This is a genomic window from Bradyrhizobium sp. GW821-FHT12B03, assembly GCF_058807535.1.
In genome coordinates this window covers 178199-193706 of record NZ_JBXAQU010000008.1, presented here as the reverse complement: position 1 = coordinate 193706, position 15508 = coordinate 178199, and the positions used below count along the sequence as shown (strand labels likewise).

Below are 15508 nucleotides of genomic sequence, written 5' to 3'. Positions count from 1 at the left end.
GCACCCCTAACGCAGGCGGGCAGCGCCGGTTCCTGAGCAGGAACCGTTTGGCCGGGGCCCGCGGATACCATGGACGATTGGATCGATTATTACGACTCGACGCACACGATCTATGTCAGCAAGCTGCATCGCGATTTGCACTTCCAGATCATCGCGCGGGACATCATCGGCTACATCTCCTCGCCCGAGGCGACCGTGCTCGACTATGCCTGCGGCGAGGCGCTGTCGGCGAGCCAGGTGGCATCGGCCTGCGGCAAGCTGATCCTGGCCGAGCCTGCGCCCGGCGTGCGCGGCCGGCTGATCGCGCGGTTTGCCCCGAACACAAAGATCCGAGTCCGCTCGCTCGACGACGTCCGCAAGATGCAGGCCGAATCCATCGACCTTGCGGTGATGAACTCGGTCGCGCAGTACATGACACCGGAGGAGCTCGATGCCGCGCTGCTCAACATCCGCCGTATCCTGAAGCCCTCCGGCAAGCTGGTGCTCGGCGACGTCCTCCAGCCCAATGTCGGCATGTTCAGGGACGTGATGGCGCTGCTCAGCTTCGGCCTGCGTCACGGCTTCCTGAAGGACGCGCTGATCGGACTGATCAGCACCGCGCTGTCGGATTACCGTCAATTGCGCTCGCGCATCGGGCTCCAGCGCTACAGCGAGGACGAGATCACCGCCAGGCTCAAGGCGGCCGGGTTCGCGGTCCAGCGCGCCCACACCAATATCGGCCACAATCGCTGGCGCATGACCTTCGTCGCGCGGCCGCCTCTGGTCCGTTAAGCATAACGACCACCTGAGGTGGCTTGTCGCACCCCGTTCGGACATGATCGGTGCGGCCCGGTGGCGGAAGCGTCTACGCGAGGGCGGTGCATCGCTCTTCATCCTGGTTCAAATCCAGGCCGGGTCTCCAGCCTTCGCTGGCTCCGCCAGCTTCGGCTAGGCAAGCCCTGTCGTAGCGAAGGCTGTCCCGCCGACGCCTTCGCGAAGGCGGACTGGCGAAGACGGACTGCCACCCAAAACAAAAATGTCGAAAACAACCCCATGCACAGTAGCCGGCGATGGCCGGCGCGATGCCCGTAGGATGTTGCGAAGGCATTGACGCGGCGGGCAAATCAGCGGCCCGCGCGCAATCGCCCTCGATTTCAGTCTGCGGCGACCGTTTCGCACTCCGACAGCAGTTGAAGCCGGTCCGCATCCTTCGTCGCGGAGTTGAGCACGGCGTCGAGCAGGCCTGGAAAACGTGCCTCCAGGTCCTCGCGGCGCAGCCGCATGAAGCGGTTGGTACCCGCCACGCGCGTCTGCATCAGGCCGCATTCGCGCAATTTGGCGAAGTGATAGGCGAGGTTGGACTTGCCAGCGAGACCGTTGAAGTCGCCGCAGCAGAGTTCGCTGCTGACACGTTCCTGCTGGGCGAGCTGATACACGATCGCCAATCGGATCGGATCGCTCAGGCAATCCAGGACCATCGGCAGCTCGATCTGCTCGCGGGTGGGATGGAGGGGCGTGCGGCTCATGGTCCGGAATCATAGCGATGCGGCCGCAATGTTCAATAGTTCTTGAACCAATTGACACCGAAACCGTCGCGTTCGATAGTTCAATAAACATTGAACATAGGGATTGTCTCCAATGAGCGTCTTCTGGCTGGCCTTGGCGGCCTTCGCGATCGGCACCGAAGGCTTTGTGATTGCAGGGCTTTTGCCGGCGATCGCCACCGACCTGTCGATTTCGGTCTCGGCCGCCGGCCAATTGGTCACCGCCTACGCCCTCACCTACGCGGTGGGCTCGCCGATCCTGGCGGTGGCGCTGAACAATATCGACCGCCGGACCGTGCTGGCCGTGGCACTGACGACCTTCATCGCCGGCAATCTCGCCGCGATGGTGGCTTCCAGCTACGTCCTGCTGCTGGCTTCCCGGATGCTGATGGCCCTGGGCTCCGGGCTGTGCATGCCGACGGCACTCGCGGTGTCGGTGGCCGTCGCCGCCCCCGAAAGGCGTGGCCGCGCGGTGGCGCTGGTCACCTCGGGACTGACGGTCGCGACCGTGATCGGCGTCCCGCTCGGCAATCTCGTCGGCAGCCTGCTCGGCTGGCGCGCGACCTTCGCGATGGTCGCCCTGATCGGCGCCGTTGCGCTCGCCGGCCTCCTGCTGGGCCTGCCCCGCGGCCTGCCGCGCAACACCGCCTCGCTCGGCGAACGGCTGGCGGTGGCGCGTCACGGCAATGTCCTGGTCGCGCTTGTGATCACGATTTTATGGGCGCTCGGCGGCTTCACCGTGTTCACCTATTTCGCGGTCCCGCTGCGCGGCCTCGGCTTCGACGCCGCGCAGATCAGCCTTGCGCTGCTGGTGTTCGGCGGCGCGGCCGCGATCGGGAACATGCTTGGCGGCGTCCTGGCCGACCGGCTCGGCACGCTTGCTACCGCAGGTCTCGGGCTCGCCGGCATGGCAGCCGCGCTGATCCTGCATTCGCTGGTCCTCAAATTGATGCCCGGACAGGCGCATTACACCGTGCTGGGCGCGATCTTCCTCTGGGGCATCTCGGGCTGGGCGTTCTATCCGGCCCAGATCGCCAGCATCATCCGGATCGAGCCGCAGGCCTCGATGATCGCGCTCTCGCTCAACGCCTCCTCGATGTATCTGGGCTTCGCCATCGGCGGTGCCCTGGGGGGTGCGGTGCTGGCCACCCTCTCGCCAAACGACCTCGGCTGGATCGGCGGAACGAGCGTTGCGGCCTCGCTTCTGGTGCACCTCGCCCGTGGCTGGCAGGCGCGGCCAAAACCCGTGAAAATTGCCGGTTGATGGGTGTTTTTCGGGGTTTCGCCGCCCCGAAAACTGGTCTAAGACCCGTCCGCGCGCGAGGGAGACCCCCGCGCTCTCGGCTCAAGGGGACGCGCGGCAAGCGCGCCCTTTTTTTGTGCCCAAATTCCACTTCGGCGAGAGTTGATGCCCAAACGTACAGACATCACCACCATCCTGATCATCGGCGCCGGCCCCATCGTGATCGGCCAGGCCTGCGAGTTCGACTATTCGGGCACGCAAGCGGTGAAGACGCTGAAGGAAGAGGGCTATCGCATCGTCCTCGTCAATTCCAACCCGGCCACGATCATGACCGATCCGGAATTGGCCGATGCGACCTATATCGAGCCGATCACGCCCGAGATCGTCGCCAAGATCATCGAGAAGGAACGTCACGTCATTCCCGGCGGCTTCGCGCTGCTGCCGACCATGGGCGGCCAGACCGCGCTGAACTGCGCGCTGTCGCTGCGCCGCCAAGGCACGCTCGACAAATTCGACGTCGAGATGATCGGCGCCACCGCCGATGCCATCGACAAGGCGGAGGATCGGCAGCTCTTCCGCGAGGCCATGACCAAGATCGGGCTCGAGACGCCGAAGTCGCGGCTCGCCAACGCGTCGGCCTTGAAGAAGTCGTTCCGCGACAAATACCTCGCCGAGCGCGAGAAGCTCTCCGGCGCCGCGCTCGAGGAGCATGAGCGGCAGTGGACGCTGGGCGAGAGCGAGCGCCGCAAGCGCTATCAGGAATACGCATTCGGCCAGGCCATGATGGCGCTGTCCGAGATCGGCCTGCCCGCGATCATCCGCCCCTCCTTCACCATGGGCGGCACCGGCGGCGGCATTGCCTACAACAAGGAAGAGTTCCTCGACATCATCGAGCGCGGCCTGGACGCGTCTCCGACCAACGAAGTGCTGATCGAAGAATCCGTACTCGGCTGGAAGGAGTACGAGATGGAGGTGGTGCGCGACAAGAAGGACAATTGCATCATCGTCTGCTCGATCGAGAACCTCGATCCGATGGGCGTGCACACCGGCGATTCCATCACGGTGGCGCCGGCGCTGACGCTGACCGACAAGGAATACCAGATCATGCGCGACGCCTCGCTGGCGGTGCTGCGCGAGATCGGCGTGGAGACCGGCGGCTCCAACGTGCAGTTCGGCGTCAATCCGGACGACGGCCGCATGGTCGTCATCGAGATGAATCCGCGCGTGTCGCGTTCCTCCGCGCTGGCGTCGAAGGCCACCGGCTTCCCGATCGCCAAGGTCGCCGCCAAGCTCGCGGTCGGCTACACCCTGGACGAGATCGCCAACGACATCACCGGCGGCGCGACACCGGCCTCGTTCGAGCCGACCATCGATTATGTCGTCACGAAAGTGCCGCGCTTCGCCTTCGAGAAATTCCCCGGTGCTTCCACCACGCTGACGACATCGATGAAGTCGGTCGGCGAGGTCATGGCGATCGGCCGCACCTTCCAGGAAAGCCTTCAGAAGGCGCTGCGCGGGCTCGAGACCGGATTGACCGGCCTCGACGAGATCGAGATCGAAGGCCTCGGCCGCGACGACGACAAGAATGCGATCCGTGCCGCGCTCGGTACGCCGACGCCGAACCGGCTGCTCCAGGTCGCCCAGGCGATGCGGCTCGGCTGGTCGAACGAGGACATCTTCAACTCCTGCAAGATCGATCCGTGGTTCCTCGGCGAGATGCGCGGCATCGTCGACATGGAGGAGAAGGTCAGGAAGAACGGCCTGCCGGGCAATGCCTTCGGCATGCGCACGCTCAAGGCCATGGGCTTCTCCGACGCACGGCTCGCGGTGCTCGCCGAGGCGACGGAGGCCGAGGTGACCGCGAAGCGCCACGCGCTCGGCGTTCGCCCGGTCTACAAGCGCATCGACACCTGCGCGGCCGAATTCGCCTCTCCCACCGCCTACATGTACTCGACCTATGAGGCGCCGTTCGCGGGCGCGCCGGCGGACGAGAGCACGCCGTCGGACAAGAAGAAGGTCATCATCCTCGGCGGCGGGCCGAACCGCATCGGCCAGGGCATCGAGTTCGACTATTGCTGCTGCCACGCCTGCTTCGCGCTGCATGACGCCGGCTACGAATCCATCATGGTCAACTGCAACCCGGAGACGGTGTCGACCGACTACGACACTGCGGACCGGCTCTATTTCGAGCCGCTCACCGCCGAGGACGTGCTGGAGATCATCGCGAAGGAGCGCACCAACGGCACGCTGCACGGCGTGATCGTGCAGTTCGGCGGCCAGACGCCGCTGAAGCTGGCGCGCGCGCTGGAGGCTGCCGAAGTGCCGATCCTGGGCACCTCGCCGGACGCCATCGACCTTGCGGAGGACCGCGACCGCTTCAAGCGCGTGCTCGACAAGCTTCGCCTCAAGCAGCCGAAGAACGGCATCGCCTATTCGGTCGAGCAGGCCCGCCTGGTCGCAACCGATCTCGGCCTGCCGCTGGTGGTGCGCCCGTCCTACGTGCTCGGCGGCCGCGCGATGCAGATCATCCGCGAGGAGAACCAGCTCAGCGATTACCTGCTCGGCACCCTGCCCGAGCTGGTGCCCGGTGACGTCAAGGCGCGCTACCCGAACGACAAGACCGGGCAGATCAACACCGTGCTCGGCACCAATCCGCTGCTGTTCGACCGTTATCTGTCCGACGCCACCGAAATCGACGTCGACTGCCTTTGCGACGGCAAGGACACCTTCATCGTCGGCATCATGGAGCACATCGAGGAAGCCGGCATCCATTCCGGCGACAGCGCCTGCTCGCTGCCGCCGCACTCGCTCGAGCCTGAGATGATCGAGGAGCTGGAGCGGCAGACGCGCGAACTCGCGCTCGGCCTCGACGTCGTCGGCCTGATGAACGTGCAATACGCCATCAAGGACGGCGAGATCTACGTGCTCGAGGTCAATCCGCGCGCCTCGCGCACGGTGCCCTTCGTCGCCAAGGTGATCGGCACGCCGGTCGCCAAGATCGCCGCACGCATCATGGCCGGCGAGAAGCTCGCCGACTTCCAGCTGAAGAAGGCGGACTTCAAGCATGTCGGCGTCAAGGAATCGGTCTTCCCCTTCGCGCGCTTCCCCGGCGTCGACACGGTGCTCGGTCCCGAGATGCGCTCGACCGGCGAGGTCATGGGCATCGACCGCTCGTTTGCGGTGGCGTTCGCCAAGAGCCAGCTCGGCGGCGGCACAAGGGTGCCGCGCAAGGGCACGGTGTTCGTCTCGGTGCGCGAGAGCGACAAGACGCGCATCGCCGAGGCTGTTCGCGAGTTGCATTCGCTCGGCTTCAAGGTGCTGGCGACGTCGGGTACGCAACGCTTCCTGACCGACCAGGGCATCCCGACCGAGAAGGTGAACAAGGTGCTGGAGGGCCGGCCGCATATCGTCGACGCCATCACCAATGGCGACGTCCAGCTGGTCTTCAACACCACCGAAGGCCCGCAGGCGCTGGCCGACAGCCGTTCACTGCGGCGCGCGGCCCTCTTGCATAAAGTGCCATATTACACCACTCTTTCCGGGGCCGTGGCGGCCGCGCAGGGCATCCGCGCCTATTTGGGCGGGGACCTTGAGGTTCGTACCCTGCAGAGCTACTTTTCGGAAACCTGATCGCCAGCGGAAGGCCAGGCCCTGAGGGGCAAGCCTTTCGCTAAGTGATTGGCGATCAAGCCACAATGGCCGGAGGAACTGTCCGGCCATATGGTTGTTCTGTTCCGGCGCCAAGCCCATATCTGTCAACGTCCGGCGGCCCATGTGTCGAGCCCCGGAAAGACCGACGAATCAAGGTTGGGCGCCCAATTGCGTTCTGGGGCGCACGATCGAAGGACGAGAGAGAAGATGGAAAAGGTTCCGATGACTTCGGCCGGGTTTGCCGCGCTCGGGGAAGAATTGAAGAAGCGCCAGTCCGAGGACCGTCCGCGCATCATCGAGCACATCGCGGAGGCGCGCTCGCACGGAGACCTGTCGGAAAACGCGGAATATCACGCCGCGAAGGAAGAGCAGTCCCACAATGAGGGCCGCATCGCCGAGCTCGAGGACAAGCTCGCGCGCGCCGACATCATCGACATCTCGAAACTGTCCGGCGACACCATCAAGTTCGGCGCCACCGTGACGCTGGTCGACGAGGACACCGAGAAGAAGACGGTGTGGCAGATCGTCGGCGAGGTCGAGGCCGACGCCAAGAAGGGCCGCATCTCCATCACCTCGCCGCTCGCGCGCGCGCTGATCGGCAAGAAGAAGGGTTCGACCGTCGAGGTCAACGCCCCCGGCGGCGCCAAGGCCTATGAGATCACCAAGGTGGAGTGGCGGTAGGGATTTGCCGCTGCCGGTGATGATTTTTTGAAAAGGCCGCGCGATGCGCGGCCTTTTTGTTTCGGCGTGTTGCTTGACGAAGAGCGATCGCAACGACGGAGGCGACAGCAACGCCTTTGGTCTCGTGCCCCGGACAAGCAGCACCGCTGAAGGAGCGCTGCGCTGCGTCCGGGGCATGAGAAGGCGCCCCTATCTTCTTCCCTTCACGTCCAGCGGCACCGCCGCCTCATATTTGGAATTGTGCAGCACCAGCGAGGTCCGCACGTTGCGGACATGGGGCGCGGCGGTCAGGTGGGTGACGAAATCCTGGAAGGTCGCCATGTCGGGCGCGACGCATTTCAGGATGAAATCGACCTCACCCGACAGCATCCAGCATTCCCGCACCAGGGGCTCGGCGCGAACGAATTCCTCGAAGGCGCGCAAGTCAGCCTCGGCCTGGCTGGACAGGTGCACGGCGGCGAACACCGTGACGTCGAAACCGAGCTTTCGCGCGTCGAGCAGCCCGCGATAGCCGTGGATATAGCCCTCCTCCTCCAGCGCCCGGACCCGGCGCAGGCAGGGCGGCGGGGAAATGCCGACCCGCTTGGCCAGCTCGACATTGGTGATTCGACCGTCGGCCTGAATCTCGGTGAGAATTTTCAGGTCGATCTCGTCTAGGTTCCGCGACACGTGATTGGAACTCCTGGCCTTTGCTGCGGTATTGGGTGGGTCTGTCGCAATCCTCATAACCCAGTCCGCACGGTTAGCGCAATTTTATTGCGCGTGCAGCGCAATCGACTTTTGTTCCCTGTTGGAAAAATCCGCCGACAGGGAATGCAATTCTTGCATAGCTCACCAGAAGGCTTAGATTAGCTCTGATATTTCAGCGCCTCCGCGAGGCCTCCTGGCTCCTTCCGCGCCCGCGCTGCAGATCCCCCGTGAAAGGCGTCCATCGAAATGTCCGCTCCTGTTCATGCAAAGGTCGTGATTATTGGCTCCGGCCCCGCCGGCTACACGGCGGCGATCTACGCCGCGCGGGCGATGCTCGAGCCGATCCTGATCCAGGGCATACAGGCCGGCGGCCAGCTCACCATCACCACCGACGTCGAAAACTATCCGGGCTTCGCCGACGTGATCCAGGGCCCCTGGCTGATGGAGCAGATGGAGAAGCAGGCGGTGCATGTCGGCACCAGGATCGTCACCGACCTCGTGACCAAGCTGGAGACCGGGCAACGGCCGTTCCGCCTCACCTGCGACAGCGGCGATGTCTATCTCGCCGAAGCCGTGATCCTCGCCACGGGCGCGCAAGCGCGCTGGCTCGGGCTGCCGTCCGAAGGGAAGTTCCAGGGCGGCGGTGTCTCGGCCTGCGCCACCTGCGACGGCTTCTTCTACCGCGGCAAGGACGTCGTGGTGGTCGGCGGCGGCAATACCGCGGTCGAGGAAGCGCTGTACCTCACCAACCATGCCTCGCAGGTCACCATCGTGCATCGTCGCGATCACTTCCGCGCCGAACGCATCCTGCAGGAGCGTCTGTTCAAGCACCCCAAGATCAAGGTGATCTGGGACTGCGCCGTCGACGAGATCTGCGGCACTGAGAACCCGAACAAGGTCACCCACGTCCGCCTCAAGAACGTCAAGACCGGCACGCTGACGGACGTGAAGACCGACGGCGTCTTCATCGCCATCGGCCATGCCCCGGCGACCGAGCTCGTGAAGGATCAGGTCAAGCTCAAACCGTCGGGCTATGTCGAGGTCGCCCCGAACTCGACCGCCACCTCGGTGCCCGGCCTGTTCGCCGCCGGCGACGTCGCCGACGAAACTTATCGCCAGGCCGTGACGGCCGCAGGCCTCGGCTGCATGGCAGCACTCGAGGCCGAACGTTTCTTGGCCCTGCGCGCCAGCGAGCGCGCGGCAGCGGAATAAAGATCATGCCTCGAACACGCGACGGATTTACGGATATGGACTGGGACAAGCTGAAGGTGTTTCACGCGGCGGCTGAAGCAGGCAGCTTCACGCATGCGGGCGAGCAGCTCGGCCTGTCGCAATCGGCGGTCTCGCGCCAGGTCTCGGCGCTGGAGCAGGAGCTTTCGGTCTCGCTGTTCCACCGCCACGCCCGCGGCCTGATCCTCACCGAGCAGGGCGATCTGTTGTTCCGCACCGCGCATGACGTGTTCATGCAGTTGCAGGCGGCGCGCGCCAAACTGACCGACAGCCGCGAGCGGCCGAGCGGCGATCTCAAGATCACCACCACGCCCGGCGTCGGCATCAACTGGCTGATCCCGCGGCTCGGCGAATTCACCGCGCTCTATCCGGAGATCCGGATCTCGCTGATCGTCACCGACGAGGAGCTCGACCTGTCGATGCGCGAGGCCGACGTTGCGATCCGCACCCGCAAGCCGACGCAGCCCGATCTCATCCAGCGCAAGCTGTTCGCGATGGGCTTCCACGCTTATTGCTCGCCGGATTACATCAAGCGCTTCGGCACGCCGCGCACCCTGGAGGAGCTCGACTCCCACCGCATCATCACGCTCTCCGACGGCAACTTCGCGCCGCATCTGCAGAACCGCAACTGGCTGGTCGAAGCCGGCCGCAACGGCTCGGGTCCGCGCGAGGCCTATTTCAGGGTGAACAACATCCTTGGCCTCGTGCGCGCCTGTCAGCAGGGCCTCGGCATCGCCGCGCTGCCGGACTATCTGATCGAAGAGCAGAGCCGTCTCGTCCAACTGTTCGGCGAATCGGATTCGATCCAGCTCGATACGTATTTCGTCTATCCCGAGGAGTTGAAGACGGTCGCACGCGTGCAGGTGTTCCGCGACTTCGTGGTGAGCAAGGCGCAGCGCTGGCCGTCCTGATTTCCGCATGTCTGACATGCGGCCTCGGCTGTTGCTGCATGGCGTTCGGCAAGCTCATAATGTTTGCACGCTGAGCCTTCGCGTTGCGCATTTGTCCCCCTCCTCCAGTGGCGCGGGAGTTCAGTAATCCCTCTTGGAAGGTGATTGTGTCGGCCTCACGTGGCCAATACCTTAAGCCGGGCTCGTTCGAGCCCGGCTTTTTTTTGGTCGAAATTATCTTTCGCTTTCCGCGTGTATTGACAGTTTGGGGCATACCCCGCATCATTTGCGAATGATCACGAAGTCGTGCGCAATCGTCTCGAAAAAAGGCCCCCATCCCGGGGCCTCGGATTTTTGCGCGCGCTAGACAGACTTCGTCATCGCAACAAATCCCGAAAACCCCGCCGCCTGGACGGGGTTTTTTCATGTGACCTCCGTCTCAGGTTTTTTCCCGAGAAGGAGATGGAACATGACCGGACTACGAGATCATTTGCACGGGCTCTGGCTGCCGCTGGTGACGCCGTTTCTAGGCGGCAAGCTCGACGAGACCTCGCTGCGGCGGCTGACGCGGCATTACAGCGGACAAGGCATCGACGGGCTTGTCCTCGGGGCGACCTCCGGGGAAGGCATGACGCTTCGCGACGGCGAACTCGAACGGCTTGTCGCCATCGTGCGCGACGAGATGGCCGCCGGCCGGCGCAATATTCCAGTGTGCCTTGGACTGTCAGGCGCGGACACCTCGCGGCTGAAGGAGCGCCTTGATGAAACCGCGGACTGGCCGATCGACGGTTACCTGATCGCGAGCCCCTATTACGTGCGGCCGTCGCAACGCGGGCTGCTGGCGCATTTCGAGGCGCTCGCCGATCACGCCGCCTGGCCGCTGGCGCTCTACAACATTCCCTATCGCTGCGCGGTCAACATCACCAACCAGACCATGCTGCGGCTCGCCGAGCATCCCAACATCGTCGGCCTGAAGGATTGCGGCGCCAGCCGCGAGCAATCGATCGCGCTGCTGCGCGACAGGCCCGAGGGATTTCGCGTGCTCACCGGCGAGGACGCGAACTATCTCGAGGCGCTCACCGACGGCGCCGACGGCGGCATCGTGCTGTCAGCCCATGTCGAGACCGCGACCTTTGCCGCGGTTTACGCCGAGCACAAGCGCGGCAATCACGATGCGGCGCAGGCGCGCTGGCACGAGGTCGCCGAATTGACGCGGCTGTTGTTCGCCGAGCCGAGCCCGGCGCCGGCGAAGTATTGGCTGTGGCGCAACGGCCTGATCGACAGTCCCGAAGTGCGCCTGCCGATGGTGGAAGTCAGCAGCGAACTCGCCGCCACCATCGATCGCGAGATCGAGCGACGGATGAAAGTCGCGGCGTAGCGCTTCGCTTGCCCTCCCCCTCCAGGGCCCCCTGGAGGGGGAGGGCAAGATGCGCCGTGGTTAACCGCGCCCCAATCGCCTTCGCAGCTGCCGCATGGCGCATCCACGTCTCGTTTACGCATCCGCTCCTATCGTTTTCTCCAAAGCATTCCGAAGGGGGAATAAACCAATGGGGCATCGCACCCGGCCTACGGCCGCGCAGCAATTCGCGCCCGCCGATCTCTTGAAGGGAATTCTCGTCGTCTCGTCGTTCGGGTTCTGGGCGGTGATGCTCGGCCTGATGCCGGTGCTGCTGTTTCGGGTCTGGCTCGCCTGAGGCCGCTGCTCGCGCGGATGGTTAAGCCGGGGTCACAAATGCGTTCAAAATGCGAGCGACGGTGCAACCCGGAATTTTAAAACATCAGACGTAATGTCGATGCCCATAAGCGAAGAAATCGCGGGGGCGTTTGTGAACAGTCAGAACGAGATGGCGTCGCATTACGGCGCCGGACGGCAGGGCTTTACCACCGAGCAGAGCTTCACCACCGAGGACATTCTCTGGGCCGTCGGCATCTGGTCGGTGATCCTGACGCTGTCGCCGGTCATCGTCTTCTACATGCTGATGGTGGCGTAAGCACCTTCACCCGATCCTTGAAACGCAAAACGCGCGGACATCCGCGCGTTTTTCGTCCGGGGAATGATTAATGAAAATTATGCCGCCTGCTTGTGCATTGCGCCGGATGCCGACGCCGTGCCGCGAATGGCCTTGACCGAACGCTCGATCGCTGCCCACAACCTTGCAATCTCCTGAGCCGCACGGCTCTCGGCCTGATACTCCCGCGCGCCTTCGCCGTGGCTGAGCGCCATCAGCAAATCCGAACGGTTGGTGATCTGGCCGCCCCACACCGGAGCACGGAATTTCGCCAGCGCCTCGCGGGCGATGGTGACGATCGGGCTCTCGGCGTCGTCACGGCGCGCCGGCGCACCGTTGAGCACGACCGCGTAGGGCTTGCGCGCCGCACGGCACATCTGGATGGTTTCCTGCACCGCGTTGACGTCGAACACGCCGGGACGCGCCGGAATGATCACCATCGTGGCGTTGCGGATCGCGTCGTCGACGACGGCCGAGAGGTTCGGCGGCGTGTCGATCAACACCCATTCATAACCGTCGCGCTTGGCAGCGGAGACGATGCCGCTGACGGAATTCACGGCAGCCTTGATCGGCGGCTCGTTGGTGCCACGCAGCTTGTGCCAGAGCGTGAGCGAGCCTTGTGGATCCGCGTCCACGAGCATGACCTGCTTGCTCGCCTTGATCTGCGCGGCGAGATGTGCGGCCAGGGTACTCTTGCCCGAGCCGCCTTTACGCGATGCAAAAACAATAACGTTCATACCTTCGGCCTCCAGATTGACCCCAGGCCACGAAAATGAATCACCGCGCTGATTCGTGAAAGAAAAATTTACCGGGAGTTGCCTCGCCGCCACGAAATAACAAAGCGTGTTGGCTTTTGAGTCACACTGCCGCGTGTGACGACGACACGAACTGCAATGAAGCGCCTTTCGCGCGAGCAATCGTGCGTTTTTTGAGCAGCGGCGCGGGAAAAGTTGGAATGCAACCTTGCCGGGCAAATCGCATCGCGACTCTTTTTGATCGCCCGTGATGACCATTGCCGCAAGCAGGCGCGCAATCTGCGCGAACAAAACGAGTCCGGTAGCTGTCGCTTGGCCGATGCCCGGGCAGTTCGACTCGCGGTGCGAAGCGCGACGACGCGCTTCGCACCTGGCGCCCGGCATGATGGAGATTCAGGGAAGGAACGCGCGCGGCGCTCAGCCTTCGTCGGATTTCTTCTTCTTGGTCGCCTTCGGCGCCGGCTTGGTGCTCTTCTTCGCGCTATTCGACGCACTCTTGGGCGTGATGCTGACCGGTTTGCCGGCACGGGGCGCGGCGGCCCCGCCGGGTTCGGGTCCCGGCCGGAAGAAAACCTTGCACTGCGGCGACAGCTGCGCCTTCTTCTTGATCATGCAGGCGGTGATGGCGTCGACGTTCGGCACGAACTCGCCGCACAGCCGCATCGCATCCGGCGTGCAGGCCTGCTGCTCCTCCTGCGTGTAGGCGAAACCGGCGCCGGGCAGGACCAGCACGGCCAGGGCGAGCCCCGCGACGGCAGCAATAACGGACTTCCTCAAGCGAAACGCCGGCATCGATCCCCCCAAATCTCGAGTCGGCCGGAGTGTGGGTGAACGGCGGTTCGTTGGCAACGCGGCCCGAGGCGAAAGCTCGGACGTGTGCGGTCTCGGCAACAGGCGCGGGTCCCGGCTTTCCGCGACACCCCACCCCAGCCCCCGCAAGCGGGAGAGCAGCGCGCCTGCCCCCTCCAACAAAAACGCGAAAACAACCCCATGCACAGTAGCCCGGCCCGGCACGACATACGGATTTTACGAAATCAGTTTGACCCGTCGGGCAAAACAGTGGCATGATGACATCATCGAGGATTGCGTGGGGTGGTCGGCCGAGATCCCCGTGAGGTTGAGGGGCGCATGGCCACCATATTGATCGTCGCGCCGGTGTTTGCCCTGATCGCATCAGGCTATGCCGCGGTGCTGTTTCGTTTCGTCTCCGAGACCGCGCACAAGGGCATCTCCGAATTCGCCTTCAGCATCGCGATCCCGGCGCTGCTGTTCCGCACCATCGTCGTGTCGGAATTCCCCGACGTCAGCCCCTACCGGATGTGGGGCGCCTATTACGGCGCGCTGGCGATCACCTGGATCGCGGCGCTGGCGCTCTCGGCATGCTTGCGCGAACGGCGCGAGGACCGCGAGGACGGCGTCGTGCTCGCGATCGGCTCGGTCTACGGCAACATCGTGATGCTCGGCATTCCGCTCGTGCTCTCGGCGCTGGGCAACGAGGCCGCGGGGCCGATGGCGCTGATCCTGTCGGTGAACACGCCGCTGCTCTGGCTCTGCGGCATCCTGCAGATGGAGCTCGTCAGCCGCAAGCGAACCGGCTCGGCGCTGACGGTGATCTGGCCCGTGCTCGCGGATCTCTCCCGCAACCCGCTGATGCTGGGAATCGGTTTCGGCGTGGTCTGGCGCTTCACCGGCCTCGGCCTCCATCCCGTCGTCGACCGGACCATCGAGCTATTGGCGCAGGCGGGATCGCCGGCGGCGCTGATCGCGCTCGGCATCAATTTGTTCCGCTTCGAGGTGAAGGGCGAGATGTTGAGCGTCGTCGTGATGTGCGCGCTGAAGCTGATGGCGATGCCGGCGGCCGCGTTCGTGCTGGCCAGGCTGCTCGGCCTGCCGCCGGTTGCCGCCGGTGTCATCGTGCTGTTCGCGGCGATGCCGACCGGCGCGAACGCGTACATCTTCGCGGTCCAGTACAAGCGGCTGGTGAACCCGGTGTCGGGCGCGGTGGCGCTGGGCACGCTGCTGGCGGCGGTGACGCTGCCGGTGGTGGTGGTGATCGTCGCCGGATTGAAGTAGCCCGCCTTCATCCCGACAGCCGGTTGCGAGGAAGCCCCGGCTCGGACCGAGGCTTCCCGAAGACGACAGGGATCCGGAAACTATTGAAATTTGTAGCTGAACCTCACGCGCGCAACGTCGGTCGTGAGCTGGCTGCGGATGACGCAACCGCTTGCGGGTTCGGACCGGCAAGTCACGTTGCCATTGGCGCTACGAAGGGTCGCGTTGCCGTCCCGACTGTCCAGATCATTCGTTCGGACGACGGGGGTGAGCCCGCGCACCCTGGTTCCGATGATTTTGCCTTTGCACGCAAAGGTCGCTAATCTGCCTTGATACGCCTTGCCGGGAGGGTGACATGGGACAACGCGAAGAGATGCTCGCATTGATCAGGACCGCCTACGCCGCGCGCGATGGCGACGACGCCGAGGGCCTGGTGACGGCTTTTCATCCCGAGGGCGCGTTCACCTTGATGGGCGACAAGAGCGCGCTCGAACTGACAGGAAGCATGCAGGGCCACCCGACCCTGCGCGGCGCGTTCAGTCAATTGATCGCCGACTTCGGCTTCGAAGGCCGCGAAATCCTGGCCGAGCTGGTCGACGGAGATCGTGTCGCCGTCCATTCCCGCGTTCTCGTTCGATACCATCCAACAGGCAAAGCGGTCAGCACCGAGATCCTGCACCTGTTCAGGTTTCAGGACGGCAAGATCGCCGAGCTGATCGAGTTTGCGGATACGGCTCAGATCAAGGCGATGATCGCGTGAGGCGGGGCAAGGTAAGCCTCGCGC

15 protein-coding genes are annotated in these 15508 nt (G+C 64.3%); 11 read left to right on the top strand and 4 right to left on the bottom strand.

Annotated features, from left to right (window positions below):
• Positions 1-69 precede the first annotated feature (69 nt).
• Positions 70-771 carry a class I SAM-dependent methyltransferase gene (locus tag AC1RUR_RS17980; protein ID WP_492846301.1) on the top strand — a complete coding sequence of 234 codons (702 nt, stop codon included), beginning with the start codon at positions 70-72 and terminating at the stop codon, positions 769-771.
• Positions 772-1133: 362 nt separating this feature from the next.
• Here AC1RUR_RS17980 and AC1RUR_RS17975 read toward each other — a convergent pair whose 3' ends face one another.
• Positions 1134-1505 carry an ArsR/SmtB family transcription factor gene (locus AC1RUR_RS17975; protein ID WP_492846299.1) on the bottom strand — a complete coding sequence of 124 codons (372 nt, stop codon included), beginning with the start codon at positions 1503-1505 and terminating at the stop codon, positions 1134-1136.
• Positions 1506-1617: 112 nt separating this feature from the next.
• Between AC1RUR_RS17975 and AC1RUR_RS17970 the strand changes: the two genes are divergently transcribed.
• The 3 genes from AC1RUR_RS17970 to greA all read left to right on the top strand — a co-directional run bounded on the left by AC1RUR_RS17970 (position 1618) and on the right by greA (position 7098).
• A complete protein-coding gene (locus AC1RUR_RS17970; protein ID WP_492846297.1) occupies positions 1618-2787 on the top strand; it encodes an MFS transporter in 1170 nt (389 codons plus the stop codon).
• 144 nt (positions 2788-2931) lie between these two features.
• Positions 2932-6396: a carbamoyl-phosphate synthase large subunit gene (carB, locus tag AC1RUR_RS17965; RefSeq protein ID WP_492846295.1), complete on the top strand. Its 3465-nt coding sequence runs from the start codon at positions 2932-2934 to the stop codon at positions 6394-6396.
• A gap of 228 nt (positions 6397-6624) precedes the next feature.
• Entirely contained in the window at positions 6625-7098 is a 474-nt protein-coding gene (gene greA, locus AC1RUR_RS17960) for a transcription elongation factor GreA (RefSeq protein WP_027547666.1), read from the top strand.
• A gap of 189 nt (positions 7099-7287) precedes the next feature.
• Here the strand turns inward: greA and AC1RUR_RS17955 are convergent, their stop codons facing one another.
• Entirely contained in the window at positions 7288-7767 is a 480-nt protein-coding gene (locus AC1RUR_RS17955) for an Lrp/AsnC family transcriptional regulator (protein ID WP_027547667.1), read from the bottom strand.
• 267 nt (positions 7768-8034) lie between these two features.
• Between AC1RUR_RS17955 and trxB the strand changes: the two genes are divergently transcribed.
• The 5 genes from trxB to AC1RUR_RS17930 all read left to right on the top strand — a co-directional run bounded on the left by trxB (position 8035) and on the right by AC1RUR_RS17930 (position 11899).
• Positions 8035-9000 (top strand): thioredoxin-disulfide reductase, encoded by a 966-nt coding sequence (trxB, locus tag AC1RUR_RS17950; protein ID WP_492846293.1) that lies wholly within the window; start codon positions 8035-8037, stop codon positions 8998-9000.
• Between the two features lie 5 nt (positions 9001-9005).
• Entirely contained in the window at positions 9006-9929 is a 924-nt protein-coding gene (locus AC1RUR_RS17945) for a LysR family transcriptional regulator (RefSeq protein WP_027534296.1), read from the top strand.
• A 448-nt stretch (positions 9930-10377) separates the two neighbouring features.
• Positions 10378-11286, top strand: a complete 909-nt coding sequence (locus tag AC1RUR_RS17940) for a 4-hydroxy-tetrahydrodipicolinate synthase family protein (protein ID WP_492846291.1) — start codon at positions 10378-10380, stop codon at positions 11284-11286.
• A gap of 169 nt (positions 11287-11455) precedes the next feature.
• Positions 11456-11602, top strand: a complete 147-nt coding sequence (locus AC1RUR_RS17935; protein WP_492846289.1) for a hypothetical protein — start codon at positions 11456-11458, stop codon at positions 11600-11602.
• Positions 11603-11701: 99 nt separating this feature from the next.
• Positions 11702-11899, top strand: coding sequence for a hypothetical protein (locus AC1RUR_RS17930; protein ID WP_492846287.1), 198 nt, complete (start codon positions 11702-11704; stop codon positions 11897-11899).
• A 77-nt stretch (positions 11900-11976) separates the two neighbouring features.
• Here AC1RUR_RS17930 and AC1RUR_RS17925 read toward each other — a convergent pair whose 3' ends face one another.
• Positions 11977-12654, bottom strand: coding sequence for an AAA family ATPase (locus AC1RUR_RS17925; protein ID WP_100233799.1), 678 nt, complete (start codon positions 12652-12654; stop codon positions 11977-11979).
• Between the two features lie 435 nt (positions 12655-13089).
• Complete coding sequence (locus AC1RUR_RS17920; RefSeq protein ID WP_492846285.1) at positions 13090-13464, bottom strand: hypothetical protein; 375 nt, start codon at positions 13462-13464, stop codon at positions 13090-13092.
• Between the two features lie 336 nt (positions 13465-13800).
• Between AC1RUR_RS17920 and AC1RUR_RS17915 the strand changes: the two genes are divergently transcribed.
• Together AC1RUR_RS17915 and AC1RUR_RS17910 are read left to right on the top strand one after the other, a co-directional pair.
• A complete protein-coding gene (locus AC1RUR_RS17915; protein WP_492846283.1) occupies positions 13801-14745 on the top strand; it encodes an AEC family transporter in 945 nt (314 codons plus the stop codon).
• A gap of 334 nt (positions 14746-15079) precedes the next feature.
• Complete coding sequence (locus AC1RUR_RS17910; protein WP_492846281.1) at positions 15080-15484, top strand: nuclear transport factor 2 family protein; 405 nt, start codon at positions 15080-15082, stop codon at positions 15482-15484.
• Positions 15485-15508 lie beyond the last annotated feature (24 nt).

Excerpts from the sequence above, each read along its gene's own strand:
- AC1RUR_RS17980 (WP_492846301.1), top strand. The coding sequence starts at position 70 with ATGGACGATTGGATCGATTATTACGACTCGACGCACACGATCTATGTC.
- AC1RUR_RS17975 (WP_492846299.1), bottom strand. The coding sequence starts at position 1,505 with ATGAGCCGCACGCCCCTCCATCCCACCCGCGAGCAGATCGAGCTGCCG.
- AC1RUR_RS17970 (WP_492846297.1), top strand. The coding sequence starts at position 1,618 with ATGAGCGTCTTCTGGCTGGCCTTGGCGGCCTTCGCGATCGGCACCGAA.
- carB (WP_492846295.1), top strand. The coding sequence starts at position 2,932 with ATGCCCAAACGTACAGACATCACCACCATCCTGATCATCGGCGCCGGC.
- greA (WP_027547666.1), top strand. The coding sequence starts at position 6,625 with ATGGAAAAGGTTCCGATGACTTCGGCCGGGTTTGCCGCGCTCGGGGAA.
- trxB (WP_492846293.1), top strand. The coding sequence starts at position 8,035 with ATGTCCGCTCCTGTTCATGCAAAGGTCGTGATTATTGGCTCCGGCCCC.
- AC1RUR_RS17945 (WP_027534296.1), top strand. The coding sequence starts at position 9,006 with ATGCCTCGAACACGCGACGGATTTACGGATATGGACTGGGACAAGCTG.
- AC1RUR_RS17940 (WP_492846291.1), top strand. The coding sequence starts at position 10,378 with ATGACCGGACTACGAGATCATTTGCACGGGCTCTGGCTGCCGCTGGTG.
- AC1RUR_RS17935 (WP_492846289.1), top strand. The coding sequence starts at position 11,456 with ATGGGGCATCGCACCCGGCCTACGGCCGCGCAGCAATTCGCGCCCGCC.
- AC1RUR_RS17930 (WP_492846287.1), top strand. The coding sequence starts at position 11,702 with ATGCCCATAAGCGAAGAAATCGCGGGGGCGTTTGTGAACAGTCAGAAC.
- AC1RUR_RS17925 (WP_100233799.1), bottom strand. The coding sequence starts at position 12,654 with ATGAACGTTATTGTTTTTGCATCGCGTAAAGGCGGCTCGGGCAAGAGT.
- AC1RUR_RS17920 (WP_492846285.1), bottom strand. The coding sequence starts at position 13,464 with ATGCCGGCGTTTCGCTTGAGGAAGTCCGTTATTGCTGCCGTCGCGGGG.
- AC1RUR_RS17915 (WP_492846283.1), top strand. The coding sequence starts at position 13,801 with ATGGCCACCATATTGATCGTCGCGCCGGTGTTTGCCCTGATCGCATCA.
- AC1RUR_RS17910 (WP_492846281.1), top strand. The coding sequence starts at position 15,080 with ATGGGACAACGCGAAGAGATGCTCGCATTGATCAGGACCGCCTACGCC.